The organism is Thioreductor micantisoli, assembly GCF_055392745.1.
In genome coordinates this window covers 647,504-669,230 of sequence record NZ_AP043760.1, presented here as the reverse complement: position 1 = coordinate 669,230, position 21,727 = coordinate 647,504, and the positions used below count along the sequence as shown (strand labels likewise).

At 28.8% G+C, this 21,727-nt stretch carries 18 protein-coding genes; all 18 read right to left on the bottom strand.

What is annotated here, in order from left to right:
* The 18 genes from ACZ5OA_RS03565 to ACZ5OA_RS03480 all read right to left on the bottom strand — a co-directional run bounded on the left by ACZ5OA_RS03565 (position 1) and on the right by ACZ5OA_RS03480 (position 21,685).
* A complete protein-coding gene (locus ACZ5OA_RS03565) occupies positions 1-483 on the bottom strand; it encodes a permease (protein ID WP_464908155.1) in 483 nt (160 codons plus the stop codon).
* Positions 480-896, bottom strand: a complete 417-nt coding sequence (locus ACZ5OA_RS03560) for a permease (RefSeq protein WP_464908154.1) — start codon at positions 894-896, stop codon at positions 480-482. The genes ACZ5OA_RS03565 and ACZ5OA_RS03560 overlap by 4 nt, the downstream gene beginning before the upstream one ends.
* A complete protein-coding gene (gene pgm / locus ACZ5OA_RS03555; protein WP_464908153.1) occupies positions 893-2,533 on the bottom strand; it encodes a phosphoglucomutase (alpha-D-glucose-1,6-bisphosphate-dependent) in 1,641 nt (546 codons plus the stop codon). Before pgm ends, ACZ5OA_RS03560 begins: the two co-directional genes overlap by 4 nt.
* A gap of 14 nt (positions 2,534-2,547) precedes the next feature.
* Complete coding sequence (gene gap / locus ACZ5OA_RS03550) at positions 2,548-3,555, bottom strand: type I glyceraldehyde-3-phosphate dehydrogenase (protein ID WP_464908152.1); 1,008 nt, start codon at positions 3,553-3,555, stop codon at positions 2,548-2,550.
* 18 nt (positions 3,556-3,573) lie between these two features.
* Complete coding sequence (gene eno / locus ACZ5OA_RS03545) at positions 3,574-4,851, bottom strand: phosphopyruvate hydratase (protein ID WP_464908151.1); 1,278 nt, start codon at positions 4,849-4,851, stop codon at positions 3,574-3,576.
* 4 nt (positions 4,852-4,855) lie between these two features.
* Positions 4,856-6,250, bottom strand: coding sequence for a dihydrolipoyl dehydrogenase family protein (locus ACZ5OA_RS03540; RefSeq protein WP_464908150.1), 1,395 nt, complete (start codon positions 6,248-6,250; stop codon positions 4,856-4,858).
* A 10-nt stretch (positions 6,251-6,260) separates the two neighbouring features.
* Complete coding sequence (locus tag ACZ5OA_RS03535; RefSeq protein ID WP_464908149.1) at positions 6,261-6,602, bottom strand: carboxymuconolactone decarboxylase family protein; 342 nt, start codon at positions 6,600-6,602, stop codon at positions 6,261-6,263.
* Positions 6,603-6,613: 11 nt separating this feature from the next.
* The gene (locus ACZ5OA_RS03530; protein WP_464908148.1) at positions 6,614-7,516 is read right to left on the bottom strand and encodes an aldolase; all 903 of its coding nucleotides are present in this window, start codon (positions 7,514-7,516) and stop codon (positions 6,614-6,616) included.
* Between the two features lie 59 nt (positions 7,517-7,575).
* On the bottom strand, positions 7,576-8,058 hold the full coding sequence (locus tag ACZ5OA_RS03525; protein ID WP_464908147.1) for a permease: 483 nt from the start codon (positions 8,056-8,058) through the stop codon (positions 7,576-7,578).
* Entirely contained in the window at positions 8,055-8,486 is a 432-nt protein-coding gene (locus ACZ5OA_RS03520) for a permease (RefSeq protein WP_464908146.1), read from the bottom strand. The genes ACZ5OA_RS03525 and ACZ5OA_RS03520 overlap by 4 nt, the downstream gene beginning before the upstream one ends.
* A gap of 168 nt (positions 8,487-8,654) precedes the next feature.
* Positions 8,655-11,678: a type I restriction endonuclease subunit R gene (locus ACZ5OA_RS03515; protein WP_464908145.1), complete on the bottom strand. Its 3,024-nt coding sequence runs from the start codon at positions 11,676-11,678 to the stop codon at positions 8,655-8,657.
* Complete coding sequence (locus ACZ5OA_RS03510) at positions 11,678-12,415, bottom strand: transposase (RefSeq protein WP_464908144.1); 738 nt, start codon at positions 12,413-12,415, stop codon at positions 11,678-11,680. Before ACZ5OA_RS03510 ends, ACZ5OA_RS03515 begins: the two co-directional genes overlap by 1 nt.
* Positions 12,408-12,641, bottom strand: coding sequence for a hypothetical protein (locus ACZ5OA_RS03505; RefSeq protein ID WP_464908143.1), 234 nt, complete (start codon positions 12,639-12,641; stop codon positions 12,408-12,410). Before ACZ5OA_RS03505 ends, ACZ5OA_RS03510 begins: the two co-directional genes overlap by 8 nt.
* Before the next feature lie 34 nt (positions 12,642-12,675).
* Positions 12,676-16,626, bottom strand: coding sequence for an SMEK domain-containing protein (locus tag ACZ5OA_RS03500; RefSeq protein WP_464908142.1), 3,951 nt, complete (start codon positions 16,624-16,626; stop codon positions 12,676-12,678).
* Positions 16,623-16,934, bottom strand: a complete 312-nt coding sequence (locus tag ACZ5OA_RS03495; RefSeq protein ID WP_464908141.1) for a hypothetical protein — start codon at positions 16,932-16,934, stop codon at positions 16,623-16,625. Before ACZ5OA_RS03495 ends, ACZ5OA_RS03500 begins: the two co-directional genes overlap by 4 nt.
* A 102-nt stretch (positions 16,935-17,036) precedes the next feature.
* Entirely contained in the window at positions 17,037-17,840 is an 804-nt protein-coding gene (locus tag ACZ5OA_RS03490; protein WP_464908140.1) for a KilA-N domain-containing protein, read from the bottom strand.
* Complete coding sequence (locus ACZ5OA_RS03485) at positions 17,840-19,204, bottom strand: restriction endonuclease subunit S (RefSeq protein ID WP_464908139.1); 1,365 nt, start codon at positions 19,202-19,204, stop codon at positions 17,840-17,842. Before ACZ5OA_RS03485 ends, ACZ5OA_RS03490 begins: the two co-directional genes overlap by 1 nt.
* Before the next feature lie 129 nt (positions 19,205-19,333).
* A complete protein-coding gene (locus tag ACZ5OA_RS03480; RefSeq protein WP_464908138.1) occupies positions 19,334-21,685 on the bottom strand; it encodes a type I restriction-modification system subunit M in 2,352 nt (783 codons plus the stop codon).
* Between the last annotated feature and the right edge of the window lie 42 nt (positions 21,686-21,727).

Sequence of the window (21,727 nt, the reverse complement as noted above, 5' to 3'; positions counted from 1 at the left end):
TTAAATATTATTTTCAAATACATATTTATATAAAAATCCTTGTAAAACAGCAAATATTGATACTATTATCACAAATATAATTGTATATTTCAATCCAAAAAAAACAATCATAAGAGGAAGCCAAATAGGTTTGATTCCTCTTGCAAATAAAAATACCACTAAAACAGAATCTTTTATTCCTTTTTCTTTGAGAGTAGATAAAAGTGGATACCAAGCATAAGTAGGGCCCATCGCTACCCACGAAGCAAACAAAGATGTAAAATATCCTCTAAAAGAATTAGAAAAATATTTAGAAATTCTATCCTTATTTATAAATAAATTACTTAAAATTGTAAAAATAAAAATAATCAATAAAACTAAAAGTAGTTTCTCAAAAATATGAAAACTTTTCATAAAAGCGATATAAGTTTTATCTGGAAAAAAATAGAAAAAAACTCCATAAATTAATATCGTAATACTTAACATTATAATTCCACTTCTCATAAAATTCCCATTAAAAAAACTATAATATATGAAGTTATAATAATAAATACAATTGCCATAAAATTTTGAATAATTGTAAATCTTTTCCCAAGTAACTCCATCTCAAGTGGCATTTGAATTACTCCTATTGTAGTAAAAGTAAGAAAAAAAACAGTTACAGCAAATAGAGTTACTCCCTTTTGCAATAAAGCAAATCCTATAATACAAGACAAAACAACTTGTCCTATTGTAACACTCCCCGATACTATTGAAGTTATTGTATCGTAAAAATATGAACCATCAAAAAAATGACTTAACATTTTTGGAGTTACAAAAACTTGAAAAATCCCAACTAACCATACAATTGCAACAAACATTGGCAAAATTTTTAAAATACTAAATGCAGATTTTTTAATTGCTTCTTTGAATTTCATTTTTTTATATTAAATAGCTCTTTCATTATTTCTTGTGCTTCTTTTTGAATCTCTTTTAAATGATCTTTTGAAATAAAACTTTCAGTATAAATTTTATAAATATCTTCTGTTCCAGATGGTCTCATAGCAACCCATCCGTTTTTTGTAACAATTTTAAGCCCACCAATATCAGCATTGTTACCAGATGCTTTTGTAAAAATTGCTTCTATCTTCTCACCTGCAAGAGTATCTATTTTTATAGAATTTTTATCTAATGATTTTAAAATCTTTTTTTGTTCCAAAGAAGCTGGTGCATCTATTCTTTTATAATAAGAAACACCAAATTCTTCTTCAAATTCTTTATAAATTTCTGCTATATCTTTTTTAGTTTGTATCATTATTTCAGCAGAAAGGAGTGTCATAATAATCCCATCTTTATCAGTTGTCCAAACACTTCCATCTTTTCTTAGAAATGATGCCCCTGCACTCTCTTCTCCACCAAATCCAAGCCAACCTTCATATAAACCTTTACTAAACCATTTAAATCCAACTGGCACTTCATAAACTTCAATGTCCAAACTTTTACAAACTCTATCTATCATAGAACTCGAAACTAATGTTTTTCCTACTTTTAACTCTTTTGTAAAATTTTTTCTATGTTTAAAAAGATACCAAATAGCAACACTTAAATAATGATTTGGATTTATAAGAGAGCCTTTTGGAGTTATAATTCCATGTCTATCAGAATCAGTGTCATTTCCAAACGCTAAATCATAATTATCTTTCAATTTTAAAAGTGAAGCCATTGCATAAGGAGATGAACAATCCATTCTAATTTTTCCATCATGGTCAAGTGTCATAAAACTAAATGTAAAATCTACATATGGATGAATAATATCCATATTCAAATTATAATACTCTTTGATTTTTTTATAAACTCCTATAGAACTTCCTCCAAGTGGGTCAGCTGCTATTTTTAGATTTGAATTTTGAATAAGTTTCATATCTATTATTTCATCAAGAGATTTTACATAAGGAGTTATAAAATCATACTCTTGCACATATTCTGAATTAATTGCATCTTCATAACTTATACTTTTTACATCTTTTAGATTATTTTCAAGTATTTCATTTGCTCTTTTTTCTATAATTGAAGTTACATCTGTATCTGCTGGCCCTCCATTTGGCGGATTATATTTAAATCCACCATCACTTGGAGGATTGTGAGAAGGAGTTATAACCACACCATCTGCAATTTTATTATTTTTTTTATTATATTCTAAAATAGCAAAAGAAACTAATGGTGTTGGAGTATATTCATCATCCTTTGCAATAGCTACTTTTATTTTATTTGCTACACATACTCTAATTGATGTTATTTGTGCTGGAATAGATAAAGCATGAGTATCTTTTCCAATAAATAAAACTCCGTCATAATTCATCTTTTTTTTATATTCACAAATTGCTTGTGTAATTGCTAAAACATGATTTTCATTGAAACTTTTTTTAAAGGCATTTCCTCTATGCCCAGAAGTTCCAAACGAAACTTTCTCACTCTCTTTTGTTACATCAGGCTTTTTTTCATAATAATCACTTATAAGCAAAGGTACATTTATTAAATCTTCTATCCCTGCTTTTTCCCCAGCTCTATTTTTCATAATAATCCTTAAATTTACATTTTACTTGCTATAAAATCAGCAACTTCTAATAATCTTTGAGAATATCCATATTCATTATCATACCAAGCCAATATTTTCACCATTCTTTCCCCTACCATTGAAGTAGAAAGACCATCAACTATACTTGAATGTCTATTATTTATAATATCACTTGAAACAATTTCGTCTGTTGTAAATTCTAAAATACCAGCTAATTCATCTTCTGATGCTCTTTTAAATTCTGTATTAACCTCATCAATTGTTATATTTTTATTTAAAAGTGCTACAACTTCTGTAATTGCACCATCAACAAGTGGAACTCTTAAAGCCATTGCTTCCATTTTTCCTTTTAATGCTGGAATTACTTCAATCGTTGCAATTGCCGCACCAGTTGTAGTAGGAATAATATTTACAGCTGCCGCTCTTCCTCTTCTTCTTTTTTTAGCTCTTTTATCCACCGTTACTTGACTTGAAGTATAAGCATGAGTTGTTGTAATCATTGCATTTTCTACACCAAATTTATCTTCTAATACTTTCATCACTGGCGCTAATGAATTTGTGGTACAACTTGCATTTGATATTATATGATGTTTTGAATTATCATATTCATTATGATTAACACCTTTTACAATTGTCATATCCACATTTTTACCAGGTGCAGAAATAAGTACTTTTTTAGCCCCTGCTTGAATATGTTGTTTAGCCAATTCTCCATCTGTATAATGACCTGTACAATCAATAACAATATCAATATTTAGCTCTTTCCAAGGCAAATCAACTGCATTATGATTACTTACAATTGTAATTTCATGTCCATCAATTATAAGTTTATTCTCAGCAGTTTTTATATCAAAATTTGCTATTCCATGTACTGAATCATATTTGAGTAAATATGCTGCATCTTCTACACTTGAAGTATTTGCTGCTACAATCTCACAATTTTCAGGTAAATTATTTATATAATGTCTTAATACTTGATTTCCAATCCTTCCTAGTCCATTTATTGCTACTCTTTTTTTCATTTTTTCTCCTTTATTTTATCATTTCCAATAATAAAGTGCCTTATCTCCAAGCATTGCATCTATTTCAAGCAATCTGTTATATTTAGCAAGTCTTTCACTTCTGCTAGCCGAACCACTTTTTAAATGTCCACTATCCATAGCAACTGCAAAATCAGCTAAAAATGTATCTGCTGTTTCACCTGAACGATGAGAAAGAAAAGCTCTCCATCCATTATCTCTGCAAAGTCTTACTGCATTTATAGTTTCAGTTACTGTTCCTATTTGATTTAGTTTGATAAGTGAAGAATTTGCGGTCTTATTTTTGATTCCTTTTGAGATAAATTTTGTATTTGTTACAAAAATATCATCTCCAACTACTTCAATTTTATCTCCAAATTTAGCAGTAAATTTTGCAAAACCTTTCCAATCTTCTTCTGCTAATGGGTCTTCCCATAAAATCAAAGGATATTTTTCTATCCATTCACCCGCAAGTGATATTAAATCATCACTTGTCATTTTACCTCTACCAGACCATTTTAAATCATAATGTTCTTTTTTATCTATACTAAAAGAAGTAGCTGCAGAATCAATAGCTATTGAAATATCTTTACCAGGGATATATCCAGCTTTTTTTATAGCTTCAATAATTAATTCCATAGCTTCTTCATTGCTTTTAAGATTTGGTGCATATCCACCCTCATCACCTTTTGCAGTAGAATAACCTTTTGATTCCAAAATTTTTCCTAATGCATGAAATGTTTCAGCTCCACTTCTCAAACCTTCTGTAAAATTCTTCGCACCATGAGGAACAATCATAAATTCTTGAAAATCCACACTATTATCTGCATGTTCTCCACCATTTAAAATATTCATACAAGGAACAGGAAGTCTTCTAACCCCTGCACCTCCAAGATATTCATAAAGTTCTAACTTACTTGAAGCGGCTGCTGCTTTTGCTACTGCCATACTTACACCAAGGATTGCATTTGCACCTAAATTTGATTTATTTTCAGTTCCATCAAGTTCTATCATTGAATAATCAATTGTAGCTTGCTCAACCGAATCCATTCCAATTACAAGTGGGGCTATTTGTTTATTTACATTTTCTACTGCTTTTAAAACACCTTTTCCACCATATCTTTTCATATCCCCATCTCTTAGTTCTACTGCTTCATATTCCCCTGTACTTGCACCTGATGGCACAGAAGCAGACACTCTTGTCCCATCTTCCAAGTCTATAAACACTTTTACTGTAGGATTTCCTCTTGAATCTAAAATTTCTAATGCTTTTACGCTTTTAATAATTGTCTGTGCCATTTCTCTATCCTCTTTTCATCATTGATTTAAAAAATATTTGTTGTGCCAATTTTCCAAAAGACTCTGTTAAAGTCGGATGCGGATGAATAGCTTTAAGTACATCCATCGCACTCATCTCATTTGCAACGATGAGCGAAGCTTCTCCTATGAGAGACGAAGCATCTTCATTAACTATCTCTATACCTATAATTACTTTTGACTTTTTATCTATGATAAATTTTAAAAAGCCATCTATTTTTTTATCTATCTGACTTCTTGCATCAATAGCATACTTATAAATCTCCACATCTACCTCAATCCTTCTCGCAGCTGCAGTCTGCTCATCAATTCCGACAATGCCTACTTGAGGATCACTAAAGAGTACCCAGCTGTTTTTGTCAAACTTTACTACATGTGTTGAAGGTGCAAACATATTGTGTACGACTATCCCTGCTTCATAGCTTGCAGTATGGGCAAATTTTGGACCTTTTATACAATCGCCACAGGCATAAATATGACTTTGGGATGATTGTAATTTTTCATTAACAATTACCCCTTTTGCATCATACTCTACTTCGGCTTTTTCTAACTCTAGCCCATCAACATTTGCTCCACGTCCTGTTGCCATTACAACATGTTCATACTCAAGAACATGTTCTTCATTCCCTTGTGTAAAATAAACTTTAAAGCGATTATTTTCATAATCAATTTTTTGCAGATTTGTATTAAAATCAATTTTTATACCGTTTTGTAACATATTTTCTTGAACGAGTAATGCACCATCTTGGGAAACATGCTTCAATATTCTTGCACTGCGTTCTAAAATATGACACTTAACACCAAGCTTGTTAAACATCTGAACAAGTTCGCAACTCACAGCACCTGCACCTACAAAAAGCAACTCTTTTGGTAATGTTTCTTCAAAAAAGATATCTCGATTTGTCCATACTTTATTGAGTCCATTGCCTTTGATAGGTGGGAATAAAGTTTTACCACCCGAAGCAATCAGTGCTTTGTCAAAACTAAAAAGTTCTTCATTAATTCTCACTGTATAAGAATCTACAAATTTTGCCTCTCCTTGTTTATAATCAAGTGAAGGCATCTTTTTTATTTGTTTCAATGTCGACAAAGAACGGTTTTTTACAATTTCATCTTTATCTTTGAGAACACCGTTCCAATGCATCTGTTCTGCACCATCAAGTTCTATGTGAAATTTATCTGAATTCACAACATCCCAGTATCTATTTGCTGCGTTTTCCAAAACTTTTGATGGAATACATCCTTCAAAAAGGCACTCTCCACCCGGAGCTTCTCGTTTATCTACCAAAAGAGTTTTTACTCCAAATTGTGCCGCTGCCATTGCTGCCGGAGTTCCTGCAGGTCCCGCACCGATAACTATTAAATCATAATGTGTTTTCATCTTTTTTCCTTTAAGCCTGTATGAGCTCTTCTATAGCCTCTTCGACCGGTATCATATACATAAGAGCCGGACCGCCATGCATTAAAACTGCCTGCATTGCAGCTTCTAAAATTTCTTCTTTTGTAGCCCCCGCATCAACAGCACCTTTTACATGTAAAGCAATGCACCATTCACACTGGGCAGATACGGAAAGAGCAACATTGATAAGCTCTCTCGATTTACTTTCAATAGCAGTTGATTTTTCAGTAGCTTGCATAAATTTACTAAATGCTCCAATCTGCGTCGGTACATCTTTTTCCAATTTTCCGATTAACTCTTTAATTTCTCTTAGTTTTTCACTTGTAGCTTCCATCTTTTTCCACCTTATTTAAGTAATTTTAAAGCCTCTTTTACTGTTGCATTTTCTGAAGTAATTGCATAAATAGCATTTGCCATTTTTACAGCTTCTTTTAACTCTCTTTGATGAATATTTCTTCCAGTTCCATTTCCTCTACTTCCACCTTTGTGAATTTGAGTATATAACTCTTCTAAAAAAGCTTTTTCATCAACTTTTGCTCCACCTTCACAAAGCACCCCACTTCTACCAGCTGCTAATGTTACTTCTTGAAGTGCTGTTGCATCAAAATTAGCTTTTTTATCGAAAGGAACTTTTAATTTTACAAAATCAGCACCCAAACATGCACCTACACCTGCTGCTCCAGCAATTAAATGTCCATCATGCTCATTTTTTACAAATCTACCTTTTGGATAAATCCATAAAACAGCTAAAAGCCCATTTTTATGCGCTTGATGAACAATCTTAGCAGCTTCTTTTAACATTAAATGTTCATACTTTCCACCTAAATAAATAGTATATCCTACCCCTTTTATATCAAGACCACTTGTTTTTGCAAAATCCACTACATCATCTACACTAAGCCAACCCTCTGAATATGGATCTTCTGCATCATAAGGAACTAAATTTGTTTTTGAATTTAGTTTCACTAAATATGGAATATTTTTATAATCTCTTGCGTATCTGCTAATAAGCCCAAATTGTGTAGCAAAAACCCCAATTTTTGCTTTTGATGCTATTTTAAACAAATGCTCAGGTGAGCTATCTTCTTTGGTAATACCTTTTCCATAAAAATCATTATTTAAATGTTCTACCTTTTGATCTCCTGCAAAAAGCATTAAACGATTTGAATTATTAGTCGCTTCTTTTAGATTTTTTTTGTAAGTTGCTACTTTTTTAGCAGGTACATCTGCTGGAATGTTAAATTTCATTTTCTCCCCTTTAATTCATTTTCTATATTATACCACTTTAAAACAACAATATTATTACATTATTTTTCATATAATTTTTTTACTATAAATCCCTGAGCTAATGAACCTATTATAATATAAAACATCAAAATTATTGTAAAACCTGTACCAAAATATGCAATCATCATAGGAAGCCAAGGAAGTTTTATACTTCTTGCATATAAGAATATAACAAGTAAACTATCTTTCATTCCTTTTTCTCTTAAACTTTGTAACAAAGGATACCAAGCATATGATGACCCATGAGATAAAATACCACCAATAAGTGCAATAAAATAGGCTTTTATACCACTTTTAGTATCAAAATATTTTGCTATTTTTTTATCATCAACAAACATATCAATTATAAACATCATTACAAATACCATAACAAAAACAAAAGATAACTCTTTTAGTGTTTTGAAACTATCTCTCAAAGCTACAAAAACAGTATCTGAACCCAAAAAATATAAAGCAATATAAGATAAAATCACTAATGAGAGCATTATAAAACCAGTTTTCATATTAGCCCCCATACTTTGAGTGTCCAAACAGTCGCGACAGAAACTATTACACTAAAAATCAAACTTAAAACATTTACAATAATAGTAAATCTCTTTCCAAATACTTCTATTTGCAAAGGCAATTGAACAACTCCTAATGTAACAAAAGAGAGTATAAAAGCAGTTACCGCGTAATAACTAACACCATCTTTTAGAAGCTCTCCTCCAATTATATAACTCAAAAATGGCTGACCTATCGAAACAGCACCTGCAAACACTCCAATTAATTCATCATGAATTAAATCACCATTAAAAAGACTTTGCAACATTTGCGGAGTTACATATGCTTTGAAAAGTCCTACAAGTCCAATAACTGCTAAAATCATTGGTGTAACTTTAGCCAAACCTATAAATGCTTTTTTTAGTGATTTTTTTATTCTTTTTTTCATTTCATCTCCATTAATTTATGTAAATAATCGTGCATATCAAAATATCCTATCATCATTTCAAAAAATAGTAAAAAATTACTAAAACTTTTTGAGAAATAAATATATTAAAAGTTAAAAAATAACTCATAAAATTGTTTCCTTTTTTTGAACTGCTATAATCATTGCCACTTATACTCCCAATAACCTTTTAACAGTATCTTGCATAGCACTCTTAAATGCATCATCTTGAGCTACCATTTTGTATAGTTCTAATTCATTTCGTCTTTGTTTATTCATAACCTCATCAAAGATTTTTACATAAGCTAAATCTCTTGTATATATATCAGGGTTATCTACATACTTACTTTGAAAGTCTGGATGCTCTTTCATCTTTTGAGCCATATTTATAAATCGTATTCTTTGTTCCTCTGGTGTAGCATCCCATCCTTGAAACCATCGTTCGTTAAAGCTATTAATAATATCATCTAAAGGGTCTTTATCCTCATCATCACCATGTGCACCTCTAGGGTTTGAATTTTGTGGTTCAAGCTCTGTCTCACTATCATCAAGTGCTATAGCAGTATTTAACTTCACTCTCTCAAGCCCATAAGTAGATAAATCTACAGAGTTTAGAATCTCATCTAGTATATCTTTATTTTTATCTTGAATAATTAATTTTGGTATTAAAAATTTTAAAAACCAAAATAATTTTTCCCAATTTACTATCTCATATGGCATAATAGAAGCCATCTGTCCATATATCTTTACAAAATGTTTTGCTTTGATTTTATAATCTGCTTTTTCTTCATCATCTAATTCTAAATCATTATTAAATCGCCCAGCTGCAACATCTATAATAGTACTAAGCTCACTTGCTTCTACACCATCAAAATATTTCTCACAAAAGTTCTCTACTTCTTCCCATTCATACACACCAACGGAATCTAAAGAATCTTTTAGTTCATGAAGTACATTTACATCAGTAGCCCCACTCAAAGTAGTAGCCGTATAAAATGGGTCAAATGATTCTTTTATATCTTCAACTTTATTAAAAAAATCTAATACAAATAAATCTTCTGTTCTTTTACCAAGTTTAGCACACGAGCGATTAAGTCTTGATAGTGCTTGAACAGCAAGTACACCTTGTAGTCTCTTATCTACATACATAGCAGTAAGTTTTGGTTGGTCAAATCCTGTCAAAAACTTATTTGCAACGACGAGTATTCTATACTCATCACTGTCAAATTTTTCACTTATATCTTTACTAGCAAAACCATTAAGTTCATCTTCTGTATATTCAATCCCTTTGACTTTTTTCTTACCAGAAAATGCAACAATAGTTTTGAATGGGTTATTTAACTCTTTTAGTTTTTCAGTTATAGCAAAATAATATAAAATAGCAGTTTGAATATCTTGAGTAACTACCATAGCTTTTGCTTTACCTTTTAGTCTTTTTTTATTTACTATATTATTTATAAAATGATTAATTATAATATCTGTTTTAGTTGCTATAGTCTTTTCATTTTTCTCAACATAAGACCTTAATGCTTTTTGTGCTTTTACAGTATCAAACAATGGATTATCAGCTATAGACTTTTCAATCTCATAATAACTTCTAAGCGTAGTATAATTCGATAATACATCCAAAATAAAGCCTTCCTCTATTGCTTGTTTCATACTATAAAGATGAAATGGTTTAAAAGTACCATCTTCTTGTTTAACTCCAAATTTTTCTAATGTATTTGGTTTTGGTGTAGCAGTAAAAGCCAAATAAGAAGCATTAGCCTTGATTTTTCTAGTTCTCATAATTTCTAATATTGCATCTTGAGTATCTAGTGTATCGTCTTGTTCTGTTTCTTTACCCATTGCTCGATTCATATTATCATGTGCAGAGCCACTTTGTGAGCTGTGTGCTTCATCTATTATTACTGCAAATCTTTTATCACTCAAATCAGCTATACCATCTACTATAAATGGAAACTTTTGTATAGTAGTAATGATAATTTTTTTACCACTTTCTAAACTTGTTTTTAAATCTTGTGATGAATAAGCCGGTGCCACTATATTTTTCACTTCACTAAACTCTTTTATATTGTCTCTTAACTGTTTATCAAGTAGTCGCCTATCTGTTACAACAATAACTGAATCAAACAGTGGATTATCTAGTCCACGATTTCCTACTGTATCTAAACTTTTTGGATAAGTTTCTATAAGCTGATAAGCTGCCCAAGTAATTGAGTTTGATTTACCACTACCTGCACTATGTTGTATAAGATATGTTTGTCCTACACCTTTAGTGCTAGCATCATCTATTATCTTTCTTACTACATCCATTTGATGATATCTAGGGAAATAAAGAGTTCTTTTAGATAGAGCATCACCATCTTTTCCATCTAATCTTACAAAATGTTGTATAAGCCCAGCAAGAGACTCTTTTGTAAATACTTCTTCCCATATATAGGCTGTTTTGTGTCCATTTGGATTTACTGGATTTCCACAACCCAGATTATTACCTTTATTAAATGGTAAAAAGAAAGTTTTTTTGCCATCTAGCTTTGTAGTCATATATGCTTCATCTGTATCTATTGTAAAGTGAACTATACATCTAGCAAAGTTTAAAAGTGGTTGTGTAATATCTCTATCTTCTCTATATTGCTTTTGTCCATGAACTTTGGCATTTTGTCCTGTCCATTGGTTTTTAAGCTCCATAGTTATAATTGGCAATCCATTTATAAAAATAACCATATCTATTTCTTGAAGAGGATTGATTTTTGAATAAGTTACTTGTCTTGTTATACTAAATTCATTACTAGTAAATCTATCTTTTATCGCCTTAGAACTTGAAGCAAGTGGAGCTACATACATCAAAGTAAAATGAGCATCATCTACATCAAGACCTTTACGAAGTAATTTTAAAATTCCATATTTTTTTATCATTCTATCTAGTCTTTGAATAACTTTTAGTTTGTATTGTGAATCTCGTTTTAATTTCTCTAACTCATCTTCTTGAGTTGATTGCAAAAAGTGCCAAAATCGTTTTTCATCTATAGCATACTCTTTGTTGAAATCACTATTAAAACCTACATAAAAATCGTTTTTATCTCTGAGAGATACTGTTTCACTTACACCACTTTTCAGCTCTTCAGAAGTTGTACCTGTAAGTGCTTTTTCTATTGCTTGCTCTAGTGCTAATTCATTTGTTTTTGATGCCATTATTTTAACCTCTCTAGTTTTTGTAGTTCACTTGCTTCATAAATACCATAAAATCTATTTGGAAGTGTGGCTTTAGCCTCACCATTTAATATATTTACTTTTTGTGGGACTGAAGTCCCATTTCCATTTTTTGGAAGTGTGGCTTTAGCCTCACCTAGTTTCAAAGGATTATTTTTAATATAATTATAAACCACAAAAAAATGTTTTTCATCTCTAATAGCTTTATCATAATAATCACTTGCCCAAAATTTACCCGATTTAGATAATATTTTATTTATATTATTTGCTGTAACACCTTTTATTTTTTGCATTACTATAGATAATTTGTGAAGTGGTTTTAAAAGTAAATGTATATGATTTGGCATAATACAAAAGGCAACTAAATCATATAATTTTTTATCTTCTATTTTGAAAAAATTATTCAAATACTCTAAAATATATTCATTTAAATAAGCACCATTATTTGAATTATCAAGATAATTATCAATTTCTTGTTGTTTTTGTTTATTAGTTTTTTTCGTGTCATATATTTTTTTTAAATAATCATCTAAACTATCATAAGTTCTAAAAGTAATAAATTGATAATATCCATTTATGTCAATATGTGGTAAATTTGAATGTTTTTTCGGAAGTGTGGCTTTAACCTCACCATTTAATATATTTACTTCTCGTGGGACTGAAGTCCCATTTCCATTTTTTGGAAGTGTGGCTTTAGCCTCACTGTTGCCGTTATACATAATAAAATCTCACTTTTTTAGTGGTTGTTCGGAAATACCGAACAACCACTTCTTCATCAAGTTCACCCTCTTCAAATATAGCTTTTATATGTTCACTAATAGTTGATTTTGCTTTACCAAACACTTCACATATTTGAGATTGATTTAGCCATATAGATTCATCTTCAAATCTTACATCAACTTTTATGTTGCCGTTGTCGTTTTGGTAGATTAGGATATTATTCATATATTTCCTTTGTTATTTTCCTAATATTTAAACATTATTTATCCAACAAACGAACTATGTCTTCTTCTAGTTCCTGTCTTTTCTGTATTTCCAGATATTTCAACTCTTCTTTTAATTTTAATTTCAAAGATAAAGAATTAACTTTTTCATGAATTTCAGTAAATAATACCTCTTCACTTAGTACTAAATCACTATTTTGCATATATGATCTTGAAAAACTTTTTATTTTACCTACTTGTCTTAAATAATTCATTAATTCATTTTCAGACACAATATCTTCTAATAAATTTAGATTTTGAATTATTATATTAAGATATTCACTTGATACAGGAACAATAGTATAAAAAAATTTAATTTTATCAGTGTTATTGTTTTTTATAAATTCATCAAACAATTTTACTATATAATTTTGTTTTATAGTATGTTTAAAGAAATAATCTAAGTTAATATATTCCTCATATTCATTGCCATCAGCACCTATAAATTTAATAGGATATTGATATAGTGCTATTACTTTCTCTACTAATAGTTTAAAGTCATCATAAGACTTAATAAAAGACTTCAGTAATACAACTTCAGAAATCTTACTACTATCAAAATAATGAATAAAAAAGTATATTGGCTTTTTATTTTCATCAAGTATGGTTAATTTATTGTATAAGATAGAAATACACTCGTCTAGTCCATAATCTAATATTTTATAAATAGGTTTTAATTCAAATTCATCAATATAAATCTCATGATTTTTAATAGTCTGTTCTAATGCATTTTTTACTTCATTTGAGATATCTTTATTATCAATAGTTTCATATAGAATATAATGTGTAATATAACTTTCTATATCGAAAAGATATTGATATTGCCATTGTAGGAACTTTAATATTATATGTTCTAATTCTTTATATATCTCTACCTGCTTGCTAATTATAAAGTATAACTTAGGGGAGATGATTGATATAAACATTCTTATATCATCTTGTTTCTTTTTTGCTATTACTTCTACTATTTTATTTAAAACATCTAGATTAGTTACAGAAAAACTTTTAAATATAGAATTTATATATATTCGTAGTTCATCATTTGTGATATCAATCGTTATGCTAGCAATAGTAATACATAATATATTTTTGTTGAAACTAAATTCTTTAAATATATCTATAGTATTAATATCATGTAGTTCAATTATATGACTTTTACAAATATCTGCTATAAAAGTAGAATTTTGATTATACCAGTATTCTAAAATCTCCATCAAAATATTCCTACTATTCCAATCACTCATATCTAATATATTACAAAAACCTATAAAGTCTGAAAAATTGTTATATTTTTTAGCTAGTCTTTCGATAATTTGTTTATCTTTCACAGATAGGTTAATATTTTTTTTGTCGTATATATTATCAGATATCCAGTCTTTAACTTTATTTTGTTCTTTGGGTAAATTTTTTTTAAATTCTTGAAAATCATAAATAATAAAATCAGCACCTTTTATTTGTTGATACAGTATATATTCGTCATTTCTTTGTATTACTTCAAGTAGTGCTAAGGCTTCTTCTCTACTGTTATGAAAGTTCAGTGTATTTATTGCTATACTTTCAAGTTTTGAGTATATATTGAAATTATTATCCTGCATAATTTCGATACATTTAATTAGAGCTTCCTGTCTAATATTTTCATAAAAAGTCTGAGCTTCAGGGGATAAAGAGTTTAATCTATAGCCTCCAATACTTCTTACTGATTCTAATGCATAACTAGAAATATTTTTATTAGTAAGCATTTTAAATAAAATATGTTTTGCTTTGTCAATAATTTTTAGTACTTCTTTATGATTTAGATTTAAAACTTGCTGCCCCAAAGTAATACTAACACCATCACTTCTATTGTCATCAAAAGTAGCACTTAATAAACTATCAATTACTTTAGTTAATAGTTGTATTTTTCTATCTATTATATTAGTTTCATTTATCCATTTTTCAATGATTTCAAGTGATTCAATAATTACATTAAAATTTATTGTATTTAAAGGAGAAACCAACTTTTCAAAGATACTTTCAAGAGTCTGATTATCATAATATGGTTTTGGTAGATTTAATACTATATCAGATGTTAGATATTTAATTATATGTTCTAATGTTAAGCTTTCTGTAGGAATATTGTTTTTCAATGCAGAAATTAGTTTAGTAATGATTGGTTCTATACTCTCTAGATTAATTGCATCATTATCAGAATTGTAAGTACTTGTATCCATAGATACTGTCGTAACAATATTTTGTAATCCACTTTTTGGAATATTGTTTGTTTCTTTAGGAGTTAAGTTTTTAGTGGCTTTTTGTAAATATACAAAACTTTCAATAGGAGCAAAATAAACAATTTTATTTATAAGAGCTAAATGTGTATTAGTGTATTCATTATTAGATATCCATTTGTTTATAATACCCTTTATAAAATTTTGTAATGAATTATTTTTGTTGTATACAAGGGCATAACTTAGATTAGTAAAAACCGTATTTGAAAAATTTTGTAAATTATCTTCAACTATCTTTTCAAAATTATCTTTGTTAGTATCTACAAATTCAGCGAAATAAAGATCTCCTATTATGTCTGGATTAAAACGATATTTGGATACTAACTCACGAAGTATTTTTTTCTCTACTAATTTAATTATAATATTTTTATATTCTCCAGGTATATTATTTTTTGATATTGGAGTAAGTAAAGATAAATTAAATAATAAGTCTTTAATCTCTTTGTTACTTAGATTAAAGTCTATTAATGCAACTTTTGTATCTTCTACTATTTTTTTAGAAAATTCTTGAATACTTTTTATATCTCCTTGGATGGCTTGTGTAATAATATAAGGATTATTATTAAAAGTATATGCTAATTTTTTAACTTCATTTTTTTCTAACTGTGGCAATAAACTTTCTACTAAAGACCAAATTTCTTTTTCTTCCCAAATAATTTCTAATGTTTGATTATCTATATGACTAAACTTTTTATAAAAAATTGTAATGGCTTCTCTTGAAGCTGTTCTATACGATAAAACTAGTTTTGTATTAGAGTTTTGAATGATGTATGCTAATAAATTCAATAAAGTATTTTGTTCTAAATATCTATCAATATCATCATAAATCAAAAGATATTTTTTCGAAGAATCTAGCTTTTTTAAATCCTCTTCTATGTTAATTTGTTTAGTAAAAATTAAAGGTATATATTCAGTTTCAATATTACCAAAATATCTTAATAAGTGAGATTTTCCATTACCTCCCACTGCAAATATTTCTAGTATCTTATGTTTAGATCCAATAAAAGTTATAAACTCAAATTCATATTGTTTAAACTTTTCATTTGTGATTTTTTCTAAATGAGGCTCAGCTAGTTCAAAATATGAATTTATATTAAATTTAAAAGAAATATTATCTAGTCGTTGATAAATAGTATTATACAATATTTGACATTTTTCAGGATCAGCTTGAACAATTTCTAAAATGTCATCAAGTCCTATAAAATTACTTTTATTTAGCTTTTCCTCTTCTAAAAACAGTTCCCAACTTTTTGTTTTAATATTTGGTTTGTCGTTAATATATAAAAAACTAATTTCATAATCTTCATAATCTTCTAATTGTCTAAAAAATGGTATTGAATTTTTTAAGCTATTATTAGTATTATCTGTTATTTGATGAAATTTTAAGTCTTTTAATTTTTTAATAGTTTCACGAGCTTTTTTTAGAGTTGTTGTTGAAGTGACTTGAATAACTCTTTTACTATTTTCATCTACTAAATCTATAGAAGGGAAATTGTCATGGAGTATATTATTTGCATTTTTTAAGTTTAAATTATAAACATCATTAACCATATGCATGAAAATGTCTTCACCCAATTTATTTATATCATATAACCCCAATTGATTATCTAATTCTACTTTTGATTTTATCCAAGCAAATTGATTCTTTATAAATTCTAATTGTTTTAAAAATTCACTCATACTATCCTCCCTTTTCCGGTAACTACACTATCTATCAAAGTAATTTTATACTCTTTTAGTTTTGTGATTTTTTGCTGTTGTAAATCTATAGCTTTGTCTATTTTTTGATTATTTTCTTCTATATAGTTTACAATTAATTGCTGTTTTTGTTTATTAGTTTTTTTCGTGTCATATATTTTTTTTAAATAATTATCTAAACTATCATAAGTTCTAAAAGTAATAAATTGATAATATCCATTTATGTCAATATGTGGTAAATTTGAATGTTTTATATATGGGACTAAAGTCACACTTCCGTTGTTATACATCACAAACTCTCACTTTTCCATCAAGTTCACCTTCTTCAAATCTTACATCAACTTTTATGTTTTCATTGTCATTTTGATAGATTAGGATATTTGAATTGTTTATCATTTTATACCTAATTGTTTAGTATTTTGATTGCTTAATATTTTTAGTTGGCTTATCGCTATGCTATTTAATTTTTGCAGTCTTTGAGATTGTGAAAGTCCTTCATTTATAAAATGTGCATTTAAAAACTCAAGATTAGATAAGCATACAAGTTGATTTACATTTGCTTCATCTCTTATGTTTCCTTTTTTATTTTTATTATTTTCTCTCCACTGTTTGGCTGTCATACCAAATAAAGCTACATTAAGTATATCAGCTTCGCTTGCATATACAAAACTTATCTGTTGTGGTGTTAGTTCTTTTGGTATAAGATTTTCTTTTATTGCATCGGTATGAATTTGATAGTTTATTTTAGTAAGATTTCTTTTTATATCCCAACCAAGTTGTTTTAATTCTTCATCTTTTAGTCTTTGAAACTCTTTGATAAGGTATATTTTAAATTCTGCACTAATCCACATTCCAAATTCAAAAGCTATATCTTTATGAGCATAAGTACCACCATATCTACCTGCTTTTGCTACTAAGCCTATTGCATTTGTTTTACTATTCCACTCTTTCACACTTAATTTATAACTATTTAATCCAGCTTTAGATGTAATTATGGCGAATTCGCCATAATTAAAATTTGGGTTATGTATCTTTTCCCATACCCCTAAATATTCTATTGTATTTCTATTTCTAAGCCAATCAGAAATGAAAAAGTCTCCATCTTTTGATTTAATCATATCTGTCAAAGAGATATAGTCATCATTTTCTATTTTTAATATTGTAAGTTCATTATCTAAAACTGTTATTTTAGCCATTATACTATCCTCACTTTTCCGGTAACTACACTATCTATCAGAGTTGTTTTATACTCTTTTAGTTTTGTGATTTTTTGCTGTTGTAAATCTATGGCTTTGTCTATTTTTAATGTTTTCTTATCTATATATTTTACCAATTCTTGTTGTTCAGATAATGGAGGAAGCCAAAGTAAAATATCTTTTAGCATCCCTTGAGTAATACTATACACTTTAACTCCTTTAACTTTTCTTTGAATCTGATAACGAAAAGTAGATAAATCAAATTCGTAGGCAAAAAATCTAGAATCTATTTCTATTTTTGGGCGACAAATTACTGTATGATAGCCAGCAAATATTTTTATATTACTATTTAAGTATGTAAAATTTCCTGAGCCTTCTATATCCTCAGATGTATCAGCATATACAAAATCACCGAAATTTAATAATGACTTTTTATCACTTTTAAGATAACTTATATCTACACATTTTAGATCATGAATTTGTGGATCTATTTCAAACCCATATTTAGAATGAATTTCACCATAATTAACACACTTAACTCCTTCATCGGTTAAATTTTCTTTAGTAATCGTTAGACCTTTACTAAATTTAAATACATATTTTAACTTTTTTACTTCCCAATGCTCAGGAATCTTACCTATCCACTCAACTCCACTATCTTTATATTTTGGAAGTGGGGCTTTAGCCTCACCATTTGATGGGACTGAAGTCCCATTTCCAATACCTTTTGTAACGGCATCATTTATAAGAATTTGTCGTCTCTCTTTTAAAAGCTCTATAAGTTGCTCTTTTTGTTTTATAGCTTTGTCTAACTGCTGAGTTTTAGTATCAAGAAATGAAGCTATTTTTATTTGTTCTTGTTTTGGTGGAATTGCAAATTTAATAGCACCTTGTGCTGTAGTATTTAGTATTTGGACTACATTTCCATTTGAGTATCTATTATGTTCAGAGTTTGAAGCAAAAATTAAATATTTTCCAAAATTATCTTCTATTCTTTTATTAAATATTACCGCATTAATTTGTTGATTTGTAATTAAATCAACTCCTGCTATTCCAAATTTACCAATTGTACCAATACAATTAACTAAAAGTGAGCCTTTCGGAATAATATTTTGTTTTTTAACTCCTTTTGAGCTTATATTTTCTTTTGAATTATAAATTAAAGTAAATTCATTGAGATTATCAGGTTTAACCCAAACTATCCCATTTTTTGTATAATTATCTAATTTACTAGTATCAGGTGTATATCCTGTTTTAATTTTAGATATATATTTTAACTTTTTAACTTTCCACTCTTCAGGAATCTCCCCCAACCACTCAACACCACTATCTTTATAAGATGAATATTTTACTAATTTACTCATTTTTATTTCCACTATTTAGCAACTTTTGTTCTCTTTCTTGATTATCAATTGTATTTAATACACAGTAATGACTCCAGCTCAATTTGGTACTCACTAAGTTCCAAATTGGGAAAGTTAGATAAAACTGTATCATATTTCTAATCCTAATATCTCTTTAATCAAGCCATCACTTTGTTCTTCAAGACTAATTATATCTTTTGTAACTTCATCTATACTTCTTAGTGGTTTATGCTTATAAAAGTACTTATTAAAGCTTATCTCATAACCTATCTTTACACTATCAAGATTTATCCAAGCTTCCTCTACATGAAGTTTAACCTCTTTTAAAAAGTAACTTTGTATATTATCTGCTAAAGGTATATTTTCAGCATCTCTTAAATCAGTCTGTGTTTCATATTCTATATACTCATTTGCTTTTTCAGTTTTAAAGTAACCAAAATTACAAAGTTTGTTTTCTTCACAACCTAAATGTTCAAGTAATAATTTTTTCTTTTCGCCATTTAATTTATGAATTTTCTTTACAACTTTGACAGCATTCTCATCATACCAACTAATAGCATTTAATATTTGATTCTTTTCACTTGCACTTAATTTTATTTTTTCTTGTTTTATTATCTTATCAACTTCTATTTTGAAGATATTAAAATCATCAGAAACTTCTGTTCCTATATGTTCTTTAAGAGTATTAGCAACTTTCAGATACATTTTATGCTTAGTCCATAAAGCTTGAGAAATAAGTGTTTTTTTCTGTTTTGCTTTTAGATTAATTTCTTCTTTTTCACACCACTCTAAAATCTCTTTTTCAAACTTTATTACATCTTCATAAACTTCATCGCCAAAGCTCTCATATACCCAAGTCATAGGCTCTATTAAAGACTTATCATACCGCAGTGTCTCTATCAACTCATCTCTTAGTTGTGATTTCAATCTTTTTGGCCGCTCAATATTTACTTTGTAGTATCCAAAGTCACTATTATCAAACACTTTACTAGCTAATTTTTGTTCATCATCTTTATCTTGTACTTTCATATTTTGATAAACTTCTATTATCTGCTTAATATGTTCAGGAGTAAATTCACAATTTTTATCACCTAGATTTTTTCGTAACTTTTTGTATAATTCTCCTGCATCTATAAGTTGGACTTTTCCTTTTCTATTCTCTGCTTTATTATTCGAAAGTATCCATATATAAGTCGTAATACCTGTATTATAAAAAAGGTTATTTGGTAGCTGTATGATAGCTTCAAGCATATCATTTTCTATGATATATCTTCTTATATTGCTTTCACCTCCACCTGCATCACCAGTAAACAGACTACTTCCATTATGAACAGAAGCTATACGGCTTCCTAGTGGACTTGAAGATGTAGATTTCATCTTACTAATCATCTCCATTAAAAATAGTAATTGTCCATCACTACTTCGTGGAGTTGCATCACATTGGGCTTCTTCACCCCAATAATCTTTTAGTCTTACTATAAAACGAGGGTCAATAATATCTTTGCCATCTTTTATATATTTCATATCAGAAGACCAAGATTTACCATAAGGAGGGTTAGAAAGCATAAAATCAAATTTTGTTGCACTAAACTCATCAACTGCTAAAGTAGAACCGTTTTTGATATTTTCAGGATTGTCTCCTTTTATCATCATATCAGATTTACAAATAGCATAAGTCTCATCATTTATCTCTTTTCCATAAAGATACACATCTCCAGTAGCTCTTATCTCTCCATTTTTATCAGTGATAAAATTTTGAGATTCTGTAAGCATACCACCACTTCCACAAGCTGGATCATATATAGTCATCACAGGCGGTAAATTATCTTTGATTGGGTCAAAAATAATATGTGTCATAAGGTTTATAACTTCTCTAGGGGTAAAATGCTCACCCGCTTCTTCATTGTTATCTTCATTAAATTTTCTAATAAGCTCTTCAAAAACATAACCCATACCAAGATTAGTAAGTGGTGGTAATTTTTTACCTTTACCATCCTCTTTTTCTTTATTGGTCAAATTAATATTTGGTGAAGTAAATTTTTCTAGTATTTCTAGTAATACATCTTTTGAGGCCATATGTTTGATTTGAGCTCTAAGATTAAATTTTTCTAGTATCTCTTTTACATTAGGGCTAAATCCATCAAGATATTCCATAAAATTAGCTTCAAGTATTTGAGTAGAATTTGTAGCTGTGTTATGTAGTCGTTGTAGTGTCCATGGGCTTGTATTGTAAAATACATATCCACTTTTATCTTTTAAACCATTCTCTTCAAGTTCGGTAAGCCCTACTTCTTCTTTTTGAAACTTCACTTCTTCAAGAACAGCCTCTTTTGTAGGTTCAAGTAGTGCATCAAGTCTTCTTAAAACAACCATAGGTAAAATAACATCTCGATATTTTCCTCTAACATATACATCTCTAAGACAATCGTCTGCTATACTCCATATAAAAGATACTAGCTTGTTGTGTAAGTTCTGATTCATTTATTTTACCTCTAAAATTATTGTGTATTTATTTTATCTCAT